The organism is Streptomyces hesseae (genome assembly GCF_031845785.1).
Taxonomy (GTDB): Bacteria; Actinomycetota; Actinomycetes; order Streptomycetales; family Streptomycetaceae; genus Streptomyces; species Streptomyces hesseae.
Genome location: NZ_JAVRFI010000017.1, coordinates 1 through 16,647, shown reverse-complemented (window position 1 = coordinate 16,647; position 16,647 = coordinate 1). Strand labels below are relative to the sequence as shown.

Annotated in this window: 14 protein-coding genes and 1 pseudogene; 7 read left to right on the top strand and 8 right to left on the bottom strand. The window is 73.7% G+C overall.

Features of this window, described 5'->3' with window-relative positions; genetic code table 11:
* The first annotated feature begins 14 nt into the window (after nt 1-14).
* The 3 genes from RM609_RS23430 to RM609_RS23420 all read left to right on the top strand — a co-directional run bounded on the left by RM609_RS23430 (nt 15) and on the right by RM609_RS23420 (nt 3,379).
* Complete coding sequence (locus RM609_RS23430; protein ID WP_438828515.1) at nt 15-995, top strand: N-acetylmuramoyl-L-alanine amidase; 981 nt, start codon at nt 15-17, stop codon at nt 993-995.
* A gap of 241 nt (nt 996-1,236) precedes the next feature.
* Nucleotides 1,237-2,139 (top strand): DUF5336 domain-containing protein, encoded by a 903-nt coding sequence (locus RM609_RS23425; RefSeq protein ID WP_311613496.1) that lies wholly within the window; start codon nt 1,237-1,239, stop codon nt 2,137-2,139.
* A 223-nt stretch (nt 2,140-2,362) separates the two neighbouring features.
* Nucleotides 2,363-3,379: an LLM class F420-dependent oxidoreductase gene (locus tag RM609_RS23420; RefSeq protein ID WP_311613495.1), complete on the top strand. Its 1,017-nt coding sequence runs from the start codon at nt 2,363-2,365 to the stop codon at nt 3,377-3,379.
* Here RM609_RS23420 and RM609_RS23415 read toward each other — a convergent pair.
* The 4 genes from RM609_RS23415 to RM609_RS23400 all read right to left on the bottom strand — a co-directional run bounded on the left by RM609_RS23415 (nt 3,351) and on the right by RM609_RS23400 (nt 7,094).
* On the bottom strand, nt 3,351-4,889 hold the full coding sequence (locus tag RM609_RS23415) for a M1 family metallopeptidase (RefSeq protein WP_311613494.1): 1,539 nt from the start codon (nt 4,887-4,889) through the stop codon (nt 3,351-3,353). The two genes, RM609_RS23420 and RM609_RS23415, sit on opposite strands and share 29 nt — an antisense overlap.
* Nucleotides 4,890-4,902: 13 nt before the next feature.
* A complete protein-coding gene (locus RM609_RS23410; protein WP_311613493.1) occupies nt 4,903-5,691 on the bottom strand; it encodes a maleylpyruvate isomerase family mycothiol-dependent enzyme in 789 nt (262 codons plus the stop codon).
* Nucleotides 5,692-5,769: 78 nt separating this feature from the next.
* Complete coding sequence (locus tag RM609_RS23405; RefSeq protein WP_311613491.1) at nt 5,770-6,330, bottom strand: hypothetical protein; 561 nt, start codon at nt 6,328-6,330, stop codon at nt 5,770-5,772.
* A gap of 95 nt (nt 6,331-6,425) precedes the next feature.
* The gene (locus tag RM609_RS23400) at nt 6,426-7,094 is read right to left on the bottom strand and encodes a TetR/AcrR family transcriptional regulator (RefSeq protein ID WP_311613490.1); all 669 of its coding nucleotides are present in this window, start codon (nt 7,092-7,094) and stop codon (nt 6,426-6,428) included.
* A 113-nt stretch (nt 7,095-7,207) separates the two neighbouring features.
* Between RM609_RS23400 and RM609_RS23395 the strand changes: the two genes are divergently transcribed.
* Both RM609_RS23395 and RM609_RS23390 read left to right on the top strand, forming a co-directional pair.
* A complete protein-coding gene (locus RM609_RS23395) occupies nt 7,208-8,629 on the top strand; it encodes an MFS transporter (protein ID WP_311613489.1) in 1,422 nt (473 codons plus the stop codon).
* 55 nt (nt 8,630-8,684) lie between these two features.
* A complete protein-coding gene (locus tag RM609_RS23390) occupies nt 8,685-9,524 on the top strand; it encodes an SDR family oxidoreductase (protein ID WP_311613488.1) in 840 nt (279 codons plus the stop codon).
* A gap of 86 nt (nt 9,525-9,610) precedes the next feature.
* Here RM609_RS23390 and RM609_RS23385 read toward each other — a convergent pair whose 3' ends face one another.
* The 3 genes from RM609_RS23385 to RM609_RS23375 all read right to left on the bottom strand — a co-directional run bounded on the left by RM609_RS23385 (nt 9,611) and on the right by RM609_RS23375 (nt 12,948).
* Nucleotides 9,611-10,693 (bottom strand): prenyltransferase/squalene oxidase repeat-containing protein, encoded by a 1,083-nt coding sequence (locus RM609_RS23385; RefSeq protein ID WP_311613487.1) that lies wholly within the window; start codon nt 10,691-10,693, stop codon nt 9,611-9,613.
* Nucleotides 10,690-11,424, bottom strand: a complete 735-nt coding sequence (locus RM609_RS23380; RefSeq protein ID WP_311613486.1) for a class I SAM-dependent methyltransferase — start codon at nt 11,422-11,424, stop codon at nt 10,690-10,692. The genes RM609_RS23385 and RM609_RS23380 overlap by 4 nt, the downstream gene beginning before the upstream one ends.
* A gap of 132 nt (nt 11,425-11,556) precedes the next feature.
* Nucleotides 11,557-12,948, bottom strand: a complete 1,392-nt coding sequence (locus RM609_RS23375) for a glycosyltransferase family 4 protein (RefSeq protein WP_438828509.1) — start codon at nt 12,946-12,948, stop codon at nt 11,557-11,559.
* Between the two features lie 258 nt (nt 12,949-13,206).
* Between RM609_RS23375 and RM609_RS23370 the strand changes: the two genes are divergently transcribed.
* Together RM609_RS23370 and RM609_RS23365 are read left to right on the top strand one after the other, a co-directional pair.
* Nucleotides 13,207-13,827: a TetR family transcriptional regulator gene (locus tag RM609_RS23370; RefSeq protein WP_311613485.1), complete on the top strand. Its 621-nt coding sequence runs from the start codon at nt 13,207-13,209 to the stop codon at nt 13,825-13,827.
* A 182-nt stretch (nt 13,828-14,009) separates the two neighbouring features.
* Complete coding sequence (locus RM609_RS23365; RefSeq protein ID WP_311613484.1) at nt 14,010-14,735, top strand: helix-turn-helix transcriptional regulator; 726 nt, start codon at nt 14,010-14,012, stop codon at nt 14,733-14,735.
* Between the two features lie 231 nt (nt 14,736-14,966).
* On the opposite strand, the pseudogene RM609_RS23360 reads toward RM609_RS23365, so the two are convergent.
* Nucleotides 14,967-16,031 (bottom strand): annotated as a pseudogene (locus RM609_RS23360) (ATP-binding cassette domain-containing protein); the annotation flags it as partial.
* Between the last annotated feature and the right edge of the window lie 616 nt (nt 16,032-16,647).

The following is a 16,647-nucleotide window of genomic DNA, read 5'->3' as shown; positions in this document are numbered from 1 at the left end:
GCGGCGGCGCTAGCATCGCCCGCGTGTCCCACGGCAGCGTTTCCCCCATAGCCCGGCGTATCGTCGCCGGGCCGGCAGTGGTGTTCCTGGCGGCCGGCCTGGCCGGGTGCGGCGGCGGTACGGTCGGCATGGGCGGCGGTGACGACGGGAAGAAGCCCGTGGCCGCCGCTTCGTCGTCCTCGCCCTCCTCGTCCTCGCCGTCGTCCTTGCCATCGTCCGCGAGCGCCGCGCCACGGACCCCGCAGAGCGCGTCGCCCGCCGGGCCCAAGAGCTCCGCGCCCGCCCCCGTCGACGCGCCTTCCGACGCCCCCGCCGCCGACGGGCCGCTGCGGGGCAAGGTCGTCGTGGTCGACCCCGGCCACAACATCCACAACGCCGAGCACTCCGCCGAGATCAACCGTCAGGTCGACATCGGTACCGGCAGCAAGGAGTGCGACACCACCGGCACCGAGACCAACTCCGGCTACGCGGAAGCCACCTTCAGCCTCGACGTCGCGCACCGGCTGCGCGCGATCCTCCAGTCGCGGGGCGCCAAGGTCGTGCTGACGCACGACGGCGACCGGCCGTACGGGCCGTGCGTCACCGAGCGCGCCGAGATCGGCAACAAGGCGCACGGCGATGCGGCCATCTCCATCCACGCGGACGGCGCGGAACCCGGCCAGCGCGGCTTCCATGTGATCCTGCCCGCGAAGGTGCGCGGCGGCGCGGCGGACACCGCGCCCATCGTGGAGCCGTCGAAGGAGCTGGGGGCGCGCGTCGCGGGGAACTTCGTCAAGGTCACCGGCAGCGCGCCGTCCAATTACATCGGCCACGGCACCGGTCTCGACACCCGGGGGGATCTGGGCGGTCTCAATCTGTCGACAATTCCCAAGGTGTTCATCGAGTGCGGCAATATGCGCGACGCGCAGGACGCCGCTCTGCTCACCGACGGGGACTGGCGCGAAAAGGCGGCGCAGGGGATCGCGAACGGCATTACGGACTTCCTCCACGGGTAAAGAGGACGAGGGGCGCGCGCCGCGCGCGCCCGGTCGGTACGGACCGGTACGGGGTTCGTACGAGCAGGCCACGGGCGTGTCACGACGGTGATACGAAGAGGACGCCCGGGCCGTCCAGGCGATAGGTTCCCCTTACGATGGGTGGCCGCCACCCCCGCGCCCTCACGCTCCCGGCTGCTCACGTACCGGCGACAGCGAACAATTTCCGACAGCACCGACAAGCACTGACAAAGGATTTTAGGTGAACATCCGCTCCCTCACTCGAGGCGACGGCGTGGTGATCGGAGCAGCGGTGTTGCTGTTCATCGCCTCGTTCCTCAGCTTCCGTTCGTACGACTGCGGGCAGGCGACGGTCGGCTGCCCCAAGGAGCCGATCGGCTGGAAGCCTGAACTCTTCCCCGTACTGCCGTCGATCTTCCTCGCCGGAATCATCGCCGCCGCTCTGATCGTCGCCGCCCGCTTCCAGCCGGAGGGGCGCAAGCTCATCGGCCTCAGCCTCGACCAGTGGGGCACCGCGTTCGCCGTGTTCGCCGCCTGGTCCTCGCTGTGGACGATCTTCGGTGGCCCGGACGTGGAGCAGATCTCGCCCGGTGTCGGCCAGATCCTGGCGCTGATCGCCAACATCCTGCTCGCGGCCGTCGCGGTGCTGACGCCGCGCACCCCCGCCCTCAAGGCGCCGCTGATGCCCGCCCCGCAGGCCGCGGCGCCCGCCCCGTACGGCGCGCAGCCGCCGCACGCGGGCTATGGCTACCCCGGCCCGGCGGCCGGTGCGCCGCAGCAGGGGGCTCCGTCCCCGTACGGCGCGCAGGCCACCATGCCGTTCGGCGGCCAGGCCGCCCAGCCGCAGCAGGCGCAGCCCGCGCAGGGCCAGCCGCAGCAGGCGCAGCAGCAGGCCCAGCCGGCCGCCGCGCAGCCCGCCGCCGGTCAGCCGGCGGCGCCCGCCGCCGACTTCGCCCCGTTCTGGTTCGCCGTCCCGGTGAACCGTCCGCTGTTCGCGGAGGACGGCTCCTCGAACCAGGTCGGCGAGCTCGCGCCCGGCACCTGGTACCTCGCGGTCGACCAGCGCGGTCCCGCGCTCGTCGCGCAGACGCAGGACGGCCGTCGCGGCCTGCTCCAGGACACGACGGGCATTCAGCGCGGCTGATTCCCGGAGTCCTGAGTTCCATGTGTACGGCCCGCCGGGTTCCTCCCGGCGGGCCGTCGTGCGTCCCGGACGGGCCGACCGGCTGGCCCGTCCGGCGCTTGAGGACATGTGGCGCGGCCGCGACCGGGCCCCGGGCGGAGCCCCGGGAGCGTGGCCTTGCCAGGGGGGCCGGCCGGGCCTAGAGTCCCACCGTCGCCAACTGACGTTCCGTCAGGAGATTCGCATGCGGCTCGGTCTCGCCCTCGGCTACTGGGGCCGCCGCCCCGACCCCCGGCACGTGGAGCTCGCCCGGCACGCCGAGCGGCTCGGCTACCACTCCGTCTGGACCGCCGAGTCCTGGGGCTCCGACGCCTTCACCCCGCTGACGTGGATCGCCGCCCACACCCGGCGCATCCGGCTCGGCACCGCCGTCGCCCAGATGGCCGCCCGCTCCCCCGCCGCCACCGCGATGCACGCCCTGACCCTCGACCACCTCTCCGGCGGCCGGCTGCTCCTCGGGCTGGGGCTGTCGGGGCCACAGGTGGTGGAGGGCTGGTACGGGCGCCCGTTCCCGGACAGTCCGCTGACCGCGACGCGGGAGTACGTGGAGGTCGTCCGGCGGGTGCTGCGCCGTGAGGCGCCGGTGGTCCTCGACGGGCGCTACCACCCCCTCCCCTACCAGGGCCCGGGCGCGACCGGGATCGGCAAGCCGCTGCGGTCCATCACCCACCCCCTCCGCCCGGACCTGCCGGTCCTGCTGGGCGCCGAGGGCCCCCGCAACGTCGCCCAGACAGCGCGCATCGCGGACGGCTGGCTCCCCCTGTACTGGTCACCGGCCCGGGCCGGGATGTACGCCGACGCCCTCGCCGAGGCGCCGAAGGGCTTCATGGTCGCCCCCATGGCCCAGGTGCGCGTCTGCGCGGCGGGCGAGCTCGCGGAGGGGCTGCGGCCGGTGAAGACCATGCTCGCCTTCTACATCGGCGGCATGGGCCACGCCTCCCACAACTTCCACGCCGCCCTGATGGGCCGGATGGGGTACGCGGAGGCGGCGCGCCGGATCCAGCGGCTGTTCCTCGCCGGGCGGCGGGAGGAGGCGGTCGGGGCCGTACCCGACGCCTTCGCCGACGAGATCTCGCTGGTCGGCCCGCGCGAACGCATCGCGGAGCGGCTGGCGCTGTGGCGTACGGGCCCGGTCACCGACCTGCTGGTCATGGCCCCGGACCCGGACGCCCTCACCCTGCTCGCCGAGCTGAACTCCTGAGCCCGGCGGCCTCGGCCTCCCCGGCGGTGGGCGCGGGCTTGCCCTTCTGATGCAGCCAGGTGTCGAAGAGGCCGCTCAGGTCCTTGCCCGTCCTGCTCTCGCAGAGCCGGACGAAGGCCTTCGTGTCGGCGTTCCCGTAGCGGTGCTCCCGGACCCAGGCGCGGAGGATGCCGAAGAATTCGCGGTCCCCGACCGCCTCCCGGAGCTTCTGGAGCGCCATCGCGCCCCGGCCGTAGACGGGCGGGTCGGTGAGGTGCCGCGGGGTGGGCGCGTCCGGCGGGAAGTCCCAGATGGTCCTGCCGCCGGGCCCCTTGCTGTTGGGGTCCTCGCCGTCGTAGTAGTCGGTGAAGATCTCCTGTGTCGTACGGCCGCCCCGTTTCTCCTCCCACAGCCACTCGGCGTAGGTGGCGAAGCCCTCGTTGAGCCAGATGTCCCGCCAGGTGCTCGGGGTGACCGCGTCGCCGAACCACTGGTGGGCCAGCTCGTGCACGACCGTGGTGTCGCTCGGGGCGCCCTGGTAGTACGGCTTGGTCTGGGTCTCCAGGGCGTAGCCCACCCGGGCGTTGTGGTCGACGATCCCGCCCGTCGAGGAGAAGGGGAACGGGCCGAACAGCCCGCTCTCCCACTCGACGACCTCGGGCAGCAGCTTCACCATGTCCGGCACGGCTGCGGCCTCCTCGGGGGCGGCGGCGATGTAGTAGGGCAGCCCGCCCGGCGTCCTGCCGGTCGTCACCTTGAACCGGCCGACGGCGACGGTCGCCAGATAGCTCGCCAGGGGCTCCGCGCTGTGCCAGACGAAGGCGTTCCGGCCGCCCGGCCTGCGCTCCGTGCGGGTGAGCTCGCCGTTGGCGACGGCGGCGTAGCCGTCGGGGACGGTGACGGTGATGTCGTAGGCGGCCTTGTCGGAAGGGTGGTGGTTGCCGGGGAACCAGGCCGTCGAGCCCGCCGGCTCGCCGAGGCCGGCCACGCCGTCGTCCGACTCCGAACGGACCCAGCCCTCGATCGAGCCGTCCGCGTCCGTGATCTCCTCCGGCCGGCCGTCGTACTCGACGACCGTCTCGAAGGCGGCGTCCTTGCGCAGCGGCGCGGACGGGCGCACCGTCAGCTCGGTGCCGGAGCGCCGCGTCCGGGCCGGCTTTCCGTCGACGCGGGCGGCGCGGACGGTCAGGCCCGTGAGGTCGAGGTTGAAGGAGCCGAGGTCCTGTGTGGCGCGGGCGCTGATGACGGCGGTGGCCGCGAGGCGGTGGGCGGCGGGGTCGTAGTCGAGGGTGAGTCCGTAGTGACGGACGTGGTAGCCGCCGTTGCCGAGGCGGGGGAAGAGCGGGTCGCCCACGCCCGGCGCGCCGGGGTGGGGGCCCTGCCCGCCGCCACCGCCGCCGACGCACGCGGTGGCGGCCAGCAGTGCCAGCAGCGCGGACACGACTGGCCGCCGCACGGCAAGCGCCGACGCGAACGGGCGCCGTGCCGCGCGGGGCAGCGCCCGGCGGCGCCATGGCTGCCTCGGACTCATCGACAGGGCCCCATCAGAAGGCGGTCCGCTCCAGCCAGTACTCCAGCGCCGCGCGGTCGCCGACGACCTCCACCAGGTCGCTGTCGGCCGGGATCCGCCGGTAGAAGACGCGCAGGATCTCGGTCATCGGGCCCCGCACGGCGACGTCCGCCTTCTCGTGCGCCCGGCGCCACTCGATGCTCTCGCCGCCGGCCTCGACGAACCACTCGGCGTTCAGCTCGGGCGGGGTGTCCGTGGCGTGCAGATGCAGCGTACGGCCCTGCCCCAGCAGCTCCTTGAGCTGCGGCTTGAATGCCTGCGCGAGCGGCGACGTGATGATGCCCAGCCACTCGTCGAGGGTGTCGGCCGCGACGTCCTGGGCGACCGTGAACGGGGCTCCGGCGGCGGAGGCGGCGTCGGCCCGGTGCACCACCGTCTCGTGTGTCATGCGGCGGGCCCAGAACGACGCCTTCTGCTCCGCCCCGAACGTCCACACCGGCGTCTCGGGCCCGGCCTCCCGCAGCGTCGCGGCCAGCTCCTCGGCGCCTTCCGCCAGCCAGGCGTCCAGCCCGGCGGCGTCGAAGGTCTCGGCACCGGCCGTGGAGTCGGTGGAGAGGTCCGGCTTGTAGTCGACGATCCGCTCCCGCACCAGTCTCGTCGCGTGGCGGTGGGCGTTCCCGAGGTGCCGCCCGAGCTGGGCCACGGTCCAGTCGGGGCACGTCGGCACGACGGTGTCGAGGGCGACGCCGCGCAGGGTGGCGCGCAGCTGCTCGGTCTGGGCGAGGATCTCGGAGCAGTAACGGTCATGGCTCAGAAGGGTCATGACGTCACCTTAGAGCGGGGGTACGACAACGCACAGGGCGCGACGGTCCGTTCGGGCGCCGCGCGCGCTCCCTGGGCGTCAGCCCTTCTGGACGTCGGAGAACGACGGCACCTTGTCGGTGACCGGGGCGTCCGCGCTCTTGCCCGCGTCCTTGACGCTCTTGATGACGTTGTCGAAGTCGTTGATGTCGGCGTCCCCGGCCTCGCCCTTGCGGAGCTTGGTCCCCATCCCCTTGAGGGACTCGATGCCGGCGGTCACCGGGGCCAGGGCCTTGGTGAGCGTCGGATCGCCCTTGGCGTTGTTGACGGCGGCCTTGAGGCGGTTGTACGCGAAGGTACCGGCCAGGCCCGCCTTGACCAGCGAGCCGGTGCGACCGTCGGCGCCCTTCTTGAAGGAGCCGTTCCGGAAGGGTTTGACGATCCACTGGTAGGTGGCGCCGGCGGCGAGTCCCGCGTTGGCGACGAAGCGGGTCTTGGCGAACTTCTGGCGTTCCGCCGAGCTGGTGGCGGTGGGGGTGGCCTCCTCGGTGGCCTTCTTCCCGCTCTTCTCGCTCTTGCCGCCGCCGCAGGCCGTGCCGGTGAGGAGCAGACCGCAGGCCAGAAGCAGGGCGACGGCCGCCCGTCGGGCGCGCTGTGACACGGGTACCTCCCGGGGGTAGTGCCCCCAGGTTCGCCCGGCGCGTGCGGTTCCGCCACCGGTCGACGGGAGACGGGTGACCGGTGGGAGACGGGTGGTCAGCCGGCGGGGGTGTGGAGGATGCCGTTGATGAGGACCTGGAGGCCCCAGGTGTCGCGGTCGCCGTGGGAGAACAGGGCCCGGCGCAGCGAGGTGATCATCGGGTAGCGGTCGGCGGGCAGGGCGGCGTACTGGCCCTCGACGGTGGCGATGACGTCCTCCTCGACCGCGTCCTTGGTGTTGTAGGTGCTCTGCTCGGCGGCGGTCGCGGCGATGTGGAGGTAGATCAGGTCGAGGGCCCAGGCGGCGGTGGTGTCGTCGAGACCGCCCTGCTTGAGCAGGACGAGCATCCGGTCGAGGACGAGCAGGGCGTTGGCCCCGGTGGGGATCGCGCCGAGGGCGACGTGGGCGAGGCCCTCGTGGCGGCTCATGGCCTCGACGGTGGCGGCGGCCAGCGCGTGAAGGCGTTCCTGCCAGTCGCCGCCCCCGGCCTCCAGGGGGACCCGGCCGAGGGCTTCGTCGAGCATCGCGGCCATGAGGTCGTCGCGGTTGGCGACATAGACGTAGAGCGAGGCCGGTCCGGTGTCGAGTTCCTTGGCGACACGGCGCATGGTCAGGGCGTCCAGGCCGTCGCGGTCGAGGATCTCCAGCCCCGTGCGCACGATGACGTCGCGGCCGAGGGGGGCCTTGGCGGGCCGCGTGCGGCGGCTTACCGGGTGCGTGCTCATGGGGAAAGCGTAGCCGTGGACGAACACCGTTTGACACGAACAGCGTTCGTTACCTACCGTCGCAACGAACGTTGTTCGCGACGAACCCTGTTCGCCCGCCTGAAAGTGCCCCCATGACCAGTACCACCGCCGTCTCCCCTCCGGCGGGCGCCCTCCCCTCCTCCCGGCGATGGGCGATCCTCGCCGTGATCCTGGCAGCCGAGGTCCTCGACCTGATCGACGCCACGGTCACCAACCTCGCCGCCCCGGCCATCACCGCCGACCTCCACGGAGGCCCGGCCCTCGTCCAGTGGCTCGGCGCCTCCTACGCCCTCGCCCTGGGCGTGCTCCTGGTCGTCGGCGGCCGGCTCGGCGACAAGTACGGACGCCGCCGCGTCTTCCTGACCGGCCTGACCGGCTTCACCGCCGCTTCCGTCGTCTGCGGACTGGCCACCGGCCCCGAGACGCTCATCGCCGCCCGTCTGGTGCAGGGAGCCTTCGGCGCCCTGCTGATCCCGCAAGGCTTCGGCATCCTCGGCGCCGCCTTCCCCCGCGACCAGATCGGCAAGGCGTTCAGCGCCTTCGGCCCCGTCCTCGGGCTGTCCGCCGTCGGCGGCCCGATCCTGGCCGCCACCCTGATCGACACCGACCCCTTCGGGCTCGGCTGGCGCTCCATGTTCCTGATCAACATCGTCCTCGGCGGCGCCGCCCTCGCCGCCGCCCACCGCCTCCTGCCCCGCGACACCGGGGAGCGCACCACCGTGATCGACACGCTCGGTTCCGCGCTGCTGGCGGGTGCGATGTCCGGTCTGCTGTTCGGGCTGATCGACGGCTCCGCCCACCACTGGCGCCCGGCCTCCTGGACCGCGCTCGCCGCCGGGGCGGCGTTCTTCGCCCTCTTCGCCCGCCGCCAGACCACCGCCGCAAGCCCGCTGATCCAGCCCTCGCTGTTCCGCAACCGCGGATTCGTCTCCGGCCTGGTCCTGGGCATCGCCTTCTTCGCCGCCGTCTCCGGCCTGCTCTACGTGGTCTCCCTCTTCCTCCAGGGCGGCCTGGGCTACTCGCCGCTGCGCACAGCCCTGACCGGCAGCGCCCCCATGGCCGCCGGCATCGTGATCGCCTCGATCGCCTGCCACCAGCTGATCGGCAGGCTCGGCCGCACCCTGATCCTCATCGGACTGCTCACCACCCTGACGGGCACCCTCGCCCTATGGGCCGCCGTCCACACCTGGGGCACCACCACCGGCGCGGCCGCGATCGCGCCCGCCGCCCTGGCGATCGGGCTGGGCATGGGCACCTGCTTCGGCACCGTCTACGACATCACCCTCGGCGACGTCACCCCCGACGAGGCGGGCTCGGGCTCCGGCGCCCTGACCGCGGTGCAGCAACTCGCCAACGCCCTCGGCGCGGCGGCCGTCACCACCGTCTACCTCCACAGCCCCGCCCGGCCCGCCCACGCCATGGCCACCAGCCTTCTGCTCGTGGCCGGTATCGCCCTCGTGTGCTGCTGCCTGGTCCGCCTGCTCCCGCGCGCCGCCCAGCCGCAGCACCACTGACTCCTCCAACTCCTCCGACTCCTCCGACTCCTCTGAAAGAAGGAAAGGAAGCATCATGATCCTGATCACCGGAGGCCGCGGCGCGGTCGCCACCCACCTGACCGTCCTGCTCCACGAGGCCGGCCTGCCCGTACGCGTCGGTTCCGCCGACCCCGACGCCCTCACCCCGCCGGCGGGCGTGGCCACCGTCCGCCTCGACCTCACCGACCCGGCGGCCTTCCCCGCCGCGCTGACCGGCGTCACCACCGTCTTCCTCTACGCCAGGCCCGACCGCATCACCGACTTCACCGACCACGCCCAGCGGGCCGGAGTCCGGCACATCGTGCTGCTGTCCTCGACCGGCGTGCTCGGCCCCGACCCCGACAACGACCCGCTCGCCAAGTCCCACCTCGACGTGGAGCGGGCGCTGCTCGCCTCGCCGATCACCACCACGATCCTGCGGCCGGGCTCCTTCGCCTCCAACGCCGGAGGCTGGGCCTGGTCCGTCAAGGCCGGCCGGCCCGTCAGCGTGCCCTGCCCCGGAGCCCACAACGACCCCATCCACGAGCAGGACATCGCCGAGGCGGCCTTCGCCGTCCTCACCGAACCCCGCCACCACGGCGGGCAGTTCACCCTCACCGGCCCCGAGTCGCTGACCTTCACCCAGCAGATCGAACGGCTCGCCGCCGTCATCGGCCGCCCCGTCGAGGTACATCACGTCACCCGCGAGGAATGGAAGCGGGAGACCGCCGACCACATCCCCGCCGCCTACGCGGACGCGCTCCTGAACTGGTGGGAATCCCACGACGGCAAGCCCGTCCCCCTCACCGCCACCGTGGAGGACCTCACCGGCCACCCCGCCCGTTCCTTCACCACCTGGGCGACCGACCACTCCGCCGACTTCACCGCTTCCTGACCCCCACCGGCGGAGACCGGTCGAGGCCGAGGCCTGGGCATCCGGTCCGCCGCCGGGGCATCGGGCGGCTGCCGCGCCGCCGACCGTCACCCCTCGCAGCAGTCGGGCTCCAGCCCCGAAGGCAGTCGCTCGCCGCCGAAGACCGCCGTCGTCGCCTCGTCGCCGCCGAGCGCGGCCACGGCGAGCAGCAGGGAGCCGGCCGTCCACGTCGTGCGTTCCTCCGGCCAGACCGCCTTGTCCTCGAAGACGTAGCCCGTCCAGTACATGCCGTCCTCGGCGCGGAGGTGCTGGATCCACTGGAGGATGTCGACAGCGCGGTCGGACTCGCCCATCGCCCAGAGGGCCAGCGCCAGTTCGCAGCTCTCGCCGCCGGTGACCCAGGGGTTGGGGACGACGCAGCGGACGCCCAGGCCGGGGACGACGAATTCGTCCCAGCGCTCCTCGATGCGCTCCTTGGCCGCCGGGCCGGTCAGGGCGCCGCCGAGGACCGGGTAGTACCAGTCCATGGAGTAGCGGCTCTTGTCGAGGAAGCGCTCCGGGTGGTGGCGTACGGCGTGGGCCAGGAGGCCCGCGGCCAGCTCCCAGTCCGGCTGCGGCTCCTCGCGGTGCTCGGCGATGGCGAGCGCGCAGCGCAGCGCCTGGTGGATGGAGGAGCTGCCGGTGAGCAGGGCGTCGGCGACGGGCGTGCCGTCGTCCTCGGCCTTCCAGCCGATCTGGCCGCCCGGCTGCTGGAGCCGGAGGACGAACTCGACGGCGGCGAAGACGGTCGGCCACATGCGGTCGAGGAAGGCGTCGTCGCCGGTGGAGAGGTAGTGGTGCCAGACGCCGACGGCGACGTAGGCGACGAAGTTCGTCTCGCGGGAGCGGTCGGCGGGCCGTGCGGCGTCGCCGTCGGCGTAGGCGGCGTACCAGGAGCCGTCGGGGTTCTGGTGGTCGGCGAGCCAGCGGTAGGCGGCCTCGGCGCGGGAGCGCTCGCCCGCGGCGTCCAGGGCCATGGCGGCCTCGACGTGGTCCCAGGGGTCGAGGTGGTGGCCGGTGAACCAGGGTATGGCGCCGTCCGGGCGCTGGACGGCGGCGATGCCGGCGACGGTGCGGGCCGCCTCCTCGGCGGTGAGGACGCCGGGCAGGACGAGGCGTTCGGTGCGGCCGGGGCCGCTGAAGGCGGTCACTTGGCGGCGTCCTCGGGCAGGTGCGGCTTGGTCGCGTAGGCGACGAAGCTCTTGCCGATGACGGGGTTGAGGAGCTGCTCGGTGACGCGCGTGGCGGCGGGCTTCTTCATGATGTCCCAGACCAGCAGCTTGTGGTACGCGCGGACGGGCAGCGCCCTGTCGTTGTCGACGCCGAAGGCGCACTTGAGCCACCAGTACGGGCTGTGGAGGCCGTGGGCGTGGTGGGTGCCGTAGGGCTTGAGGCCGGCCTCCGTCATCTTGCGGAGGAGTTCATCGGCCTTGTAGATGCGGATGTGGCCGCCCTCGACCTCGTGGTACGCGTCGCTGAGCGCCCAGCAGATCTTCTCCGGGCCGTAGCGGGGCACGGTGACGGCTATCCGGCCGCCGGGCTTGAGGACGCGCACCATCTCGGCGAGCACGCCCTTGTCGTCCGGGATGTGCTCCATGACCTCGGAGATGATGACGACGTCGAAGCTCGCGTCGGGGAAGGGCAGGGCGAGGGCGTCGCCCTCCATGGCGGTGGCGGTGGCGCCCGCCGGGGCCTCCCCGGCCTCCTTCATGGCGGCGAACCACTTGTTGACCTCGCGGATCTCGTCCCCGTTGCGGTCGAGGGCGACGACCCGGGCACCGCGCCGGTAGCACTCGAAGGCGTGGCGGCCGGCGCCGCAGCCGAGGTCCAGGACGCGGTCGCCTGCGGCGAGCGGAAAGCGGGAGAAATCGACGGTCAGCACGTTTTTGCTTTCGTCCGGCGGGGTGGGTGGCTGGGGTCGGGGCGCGTGATCCGGACCCCGGGGGTCCGGGGGCCTGCCCCCGGGAAACGGAGAAAGGGCGGGACCGGGGCCCCCTTCCCGCCGCAACGGTGATCAGGCGGCACCGGCGTGACCGGCGGTGCCCGACCGGCCCGGGCCGCCGGAACGCGCCGCGCTCCCGCGCTGTCGCGCGATCGCCTCCCGGTAGTGCTCGGCCGTGCCGATCGCCGCCTGGCGCCAGGTGAACCTGGCCAGGACGCGCTCCCGCCCCGCCGTCCCCAGGCGCCGCCGCAGGTCCGCGTCGCCGAGGAGCCGGGAGAGGCCGGCGGCCAGGGCGCCCGCGTCGCCGGGCGGCACCGCGAGGCAGGTCTCGCCGTCGGGGCCGGCGACCTCGGGGATCGCTCCCCCGGTCGTGGCCACCAGCGGGGTGCCGGTGGCCATGGCCTCGGCGGCCGGCAGCGAGAACCCCTCGTACAGGGAGGGCACGCACGCGACCTGCGCGGAGCGGACGAGGTCGACGAGCTCCTCGTCCGTGATGCCCTTGACGAACTCGACGGCGCCCTCCAGGCCGTGGCGCCGGATCGCCGCCGCCACGGGCCCGTCCTCGGCGCGCTTGCCGACGACGACCAGATGGGCGTCCGGCTGCCGGGTACGGACCGAGGCGAGCGCCTCGATCAGGTGGATCAGGCCCTTGAGCGGGACGTCCGCGCTGGAGGTGGTGACGATCCGGCCGGGCACCTCGGCGACGGCGGGGTCCGGCGAGAAGAGGTCGGTGTCGGCGCCGATATGGACGACGTGGACCCGCCCCGGGCGCACCCCGAGGTGGTCGACGATCTCCTGACGGGAGGAACCGGAGACGGTCAGCACGGACGGCAGCCGCCTGGCGACACGTTTCTGCATGCGGGTGAACGCGTACCAGCGGCGTACGGACGCCCGGCGCTTCCAGTCCTTCGCCGCGTCCAGCTCCAGCTGCCGGTCGACGGTGATGGGGTGGTGGACGGTGGTGACGAGCGGGGCGCCCAGCGCGCCGGGGCCGCCCAGGAGCCCGTAGCCGAGGGTCTGGTTGTCGTGGACGACGTCGAAGTCGCCGCGGCGGGCGGCGAGATGGCGACGGGCGCGCAGCGAGAAGGTCAGCGGCTCGGGGAAGCGCCCGGCCCACATGGTGCCGACCTCCAGGAGGTCGATCCAGTCGCGGTACTCCTCGCGGCGCGGGGTGCGGAAGGGGTCCGGCTGCCGGTAGAGGTCGAGGCTGGGGAGCTCGGTGAGCGGCACGCCCTCGTCGAGGACGGGGAAGGGCTGGGCGCCGATGACCTCGACGGAATGGCCGAGGCGGGCGAGCTCGCGGGAGAGGTGGCGGACGTAGACGCCCTGACCGCCGCAGAAGGGGTTGCCCTTGTAGGTGAGCATCGCGATGCGCAACGGCGAATCGCCGCGCGCGGGGTCGCCCCCGGCCGGGAGGCTGCTGCGGTCTCGCGTGACCGATGCCTCCGTGGCCTCAGCGGTCACTCCGGCCTCCTTCTCGCTGGCTGTTCCGCCGGAGCGTAACGGGTCGCGCTAATCTAGAACAAGTTTCAGACTGGGTCGTCAGAAGCTTGAATCTACCGGGATGTCAGGGGTCCGAAAGAGCACCGCCGGGTGATTCGCGCCACGACCCGACCCCTGTCATGCTGTGCCGTCCAAGGCCCCCCGGGCGCCGCCGGACGGAGTGTTGCACGACACGATGAAACGGGACATATGACTACGGGATCCAGGACGACGGAATCCATGTCGGCCGTGCCGCCCCTCGTGTCCCCGGCGGCCCCCGCCACCGCCACCGCACCTGTCTTGACGGCCCGTCAGGCGGCCCGGCGCCGCCGGATCCTCCAGGCCACCACCCACCTGGCGAGCCGCGGCGGCTTCGACGCCGTCCAGATGCGGGAGGTCGCCGAGTCCTCGGGCGTCGCCCTCGGCACGCTCTACCGCTACTTCCCCTCCAAGGTCCATCTGCTGGTCGCCCTCATGCGGGACCAGCTGGAGCAGCTCCACGCCGCGCTGCGCGAACGCCCCCCGACGGAGGAGGACCCGGCCGCGCGCGTCGCCCAGACCCTGATGCGGGCGTTCCGCGCGATGCAGCGCGAACCGCATCTGGCCGACGCCATGGTGCGCGCCCTGACCTTCGCCGACCGGTCGGTGAGCGCCGAGGTGGACACAGTCTCCCGGCTGACCACCACGATCATCCTGGACGCCATGGGCCCGGCGGCCCCGCCCACCCCGGCCCAGCTGTCGGCCGTCCGCGTCATCGAGCACACCTGGCATTCGGCGCTGATCACCTGGCTGTCGGGGCGGGCGTCCATCGCGCAGGTGAAGATCGACATCGAGACGGTCTGCCGGCTCATCGCCCGGTAGCCGACGCCCCTGGCCATCGCGCCAGGCGTATGGCGCTCGCAGTTGAGGCGGGTCCGGTAGGCCTCCTACGCCCTTACGCCCCCCGGGTAGCGGGTAACTGCACCCGGAGCGGCGGCTCGCGCCGGTATGAATTTACCGACGCGTCCGAGGCGTTTCGCCAAACGGAGCGGGAGAGGCAGACCGTGATACGGGTCCTTCTGATACACGACACCTATCTACTGCGCATGGCCCTGGCGGCACTCCTCGGCAGAGAGCCGGACCTCGAGGTGTCCTCGACCTCCTGGCGGGGCGCCGCCACGGCGGCCCGGACGACACGGCCCGACGTGTGCGTGGCCGACATGGACAGCCCGGACGCGGGCGAGTGCGTGAACCTCCGGGCGGCGGACGTCCGGGCGGGAGGTGCCCGGGTGGGAGGCTTCCGGGCCGGGGACGGACGGGCGGGAGAAGGACGATGTCCGGAAGGCGGCGGCGAACGGGCCGCCGGGCGGACGAACGGAGTCGCGGGCGCCCGGCCCGGCGACGGCCGGCCCGCGCTGCTGGCGCTGACGACCGCCGGGCTCCCCGGCCCACTGCGTCGCGCCTATGAGGCGGGCGCCCTGGGCTACCTCAGCAAAAACGCTTCTCCTGACCGGCTCGTCGAGGGCATACGGCATGTCGCGAAGGGCGAGCGCTACATCGACGAGACCCTCGGCTTCGGCTTCCTCCAGGCGGCCGAGATCCCCCTGACCCGGCGGGAGCTGAGCGTGCTCTCACTCGCCGCCGAGGGCGCCTCCGTCGGCGAGATCGCGCGCAGCCTGCACCTGTCGAACGGAACCGTGCGCAACTACATGGCCGCCATCACCCGGAAGACCGGGGCCCGCAACCGGGTGGACGCGATCCGCATCTCGCGCGGCGCCGGCTGGGTGTGAGGAACGCTGTCCACCGCCCATCAGCTCCCGGTACAGCGCCGAACGCGCCATGAGCTCCCGGTGCGTACCGGCGACCGTGCCGGGACCGTCCATGACCAGCACACGATCCGCGCGCCGGGCCGAGCCCGCGCGGTGGGCCACGACCACGAGGGTGCCGCCGGGGCGCGCCGCGAAGGCGCCCTCGGCGCGCGCCTCGGCGGCGGGGTCCAGATGGCAGGCCGCCTCGTCCAGCAGCGCCACGGGGGCCGGCGAGAGGTACGCGCGGACCAGCGCGATCAGTTGCCGCTCCCCCGCCGAGAGTTCGTCCGGCGTCACCGGGGCGTCCAGCCCGCCCAGCCTCCGCACGAGCGCGTCCGCGCCGACGGCCTCGGCGGCGGCCAGCACCTCGCGCTCGCTCACGGGGTCGTCGCGCAGATAGCGCAGGTTGTCGCCGACGGTGCCGGAGAAGACGTACGCCTCCTGCGGGATGAGCACGCGCCGCGCCGCCGCCCCCTCGGCGCGCGCCGCGGCGCCGCCCACCCGTACCTCGCCGGACGACGGCTCCAGCAGCCCCGCGATCAGTCCCGCCAGCGTGGACTTGCCCACGCCGCTCGGCCCGACGACGACCAGCCGCGCGCCGGGCGGGAGGGTGAGGTCGAGGTCGCGGACGACGGGCTCGGCGTGGGGGCCGTAGCCGAAGGTGACGCGGCGCAGCTCGACGGCGGGGCCGCTGTCCGGGGAGGGTGCCGGGACCGAGGCTGGTGCCGGAGCCGGGCCCGGGCCCGCCGTCAGCCTGCGGACGACCACGGCCAGCCGTGAACCGCTCGCGCCCAGCCCGTGGATGAGGCTCTGGAGCGCGGGCAGCAGCGACTGCGTCAGATACGTCAGCGCGCCGACGAGCGCGCCCGGCGTCACCCCCCGGTCCAGCAGCCAGGGCGCCGCGACGAGCAGCGGCACGACGGGGAAGCGGCCCGCGAGGGCCAGGGCCGCCGCCCTCGCCACGGACCAGCGGGCGAGATCGGTCGAGGCGCGCAGCTCGGCGTCGACGAGCACGCCCGTATCCGTCCGTACGCGCGCCTCGCCGCCCCCCGCGGCGATGTCGCGCAGGGCGGCGGCTGCCTCGCCGTACGACTGCGCCAGCGCCTCGTCCGCGACCAGGAACGCCTCCTGGCGGCGGGCCAGCGGCCGCAGCGTCGCGAGGAACAGCCCGAGGCCGAGGAGGAGCGGCGGTAGGACGACGGCGAGGAGGACGGGCGCCAGCAGGAACAGGCCCGCCAGGGCGCCGGCGGCCGTGAAGACGAACGAGCGCGTCACCATCACGAGTCCGGCGAACGTGTCGCGGGCGATCTCCACTTGGTGGGTGAGCCGCGAGACGGCGGCGGCGTCGCCGTCGCCCAGCGCGCGGGTCACGACGCGGCGGACGAGCGCGTCCCGGAAGGGCTCCACGAGCGCGGCCACACCCCGGAAGGTGCGCCCGGTGCCGTAGGCGCCGACGACGACGGCGACCGCGGCGGCCGCGAGCCAGGCCAGGCCGGTGGCCGGACGGCCGGCCAGGAAGCCGGTGTCGAGGGCGCGGGCGAGGGCGTAGCCGGTGGTGAGGGTGTGGGCGGCCTCGACGGCGGACCAGGCGGCGAGGGTGAGGAGGGTGTGGCGGTGGCGGGACAGGTGGGTCAGGAGTGGGTGGTTCGGCACCGCCGGGTACCTCCGATTCGGTTGCGCGTCGTGGGGGTGGGGGTGGGGTGGGGTGCCCCGGTCCCGCCCTTTCGCCGTTTCCTGGGGGCAGGCCCCCAGCCCCCCTGGAGGGCGAGGGGCTGCCGCCCCGGCCCCCGCCCGGGGGCCGGGGCGGCCGCCCCCGGAAACGGTGAAACGGCGGGACCGGGGCCCCCACCCCCCCCGACGGCGCCCAGCCCCCCCGAACGTACCCGGCGGGGCC

Excerpts from the sequence above, each read along its gene's own strand:
- RM609_RS23420 (WP_311613495.1), top strand. The coding sequence starts at position 2,363 with ATGCGGCTCGGTCTCGCCCTCGGCTACTGGGGCCGCCGCCCCGACCCC.
- RM609_RS23415 (WP_311613494.1), bottom strand. The coding sequence starts at position 4,889 with ATGAGTCCGAGGCAGCCATGGCGCCGCCGGGCGCTGCCCCGCGCGGCA.
- RM609_RS23410 (WP_311613493.1), bottom strand. The coding sequence starts at position 5,691 with ATGACCCTTCTGAGCCATGACCGTTACTGCTCCGAGATCCTCGCCCAG.
- RM609_RS23400 (WP_311613490.1), bottom strand. The coding sequence starts at position 7,094 with ATGAGCACGCACCCGGTAAGCCGCCGCACGCGGCCCGCCAAGGCCCCC.
- RM609_RS23395 (WP_311613489.1), top strand. The coding sequence starts at position 7,208 with ATGACCAGTACCACCGCCGTCTCCCCTCCGGCGGGCGCCCTCCCCTCC.
- RM609_RS23390 (WP_311613488.1), top strand. The coding sequence starts at position 8,685 with ATGATCCTGATCACCGGAGGCCGCGGCGCGGTCGCCACCCACCTGACC.
- RM609_RS23370 (WP_311613485.1), top strand. The coding sequence starts at position 13,207 with ATGTCGGCCGTGCCGCCCCTCGTGTCCCCGGCGGCCCCCGCCACCGCC.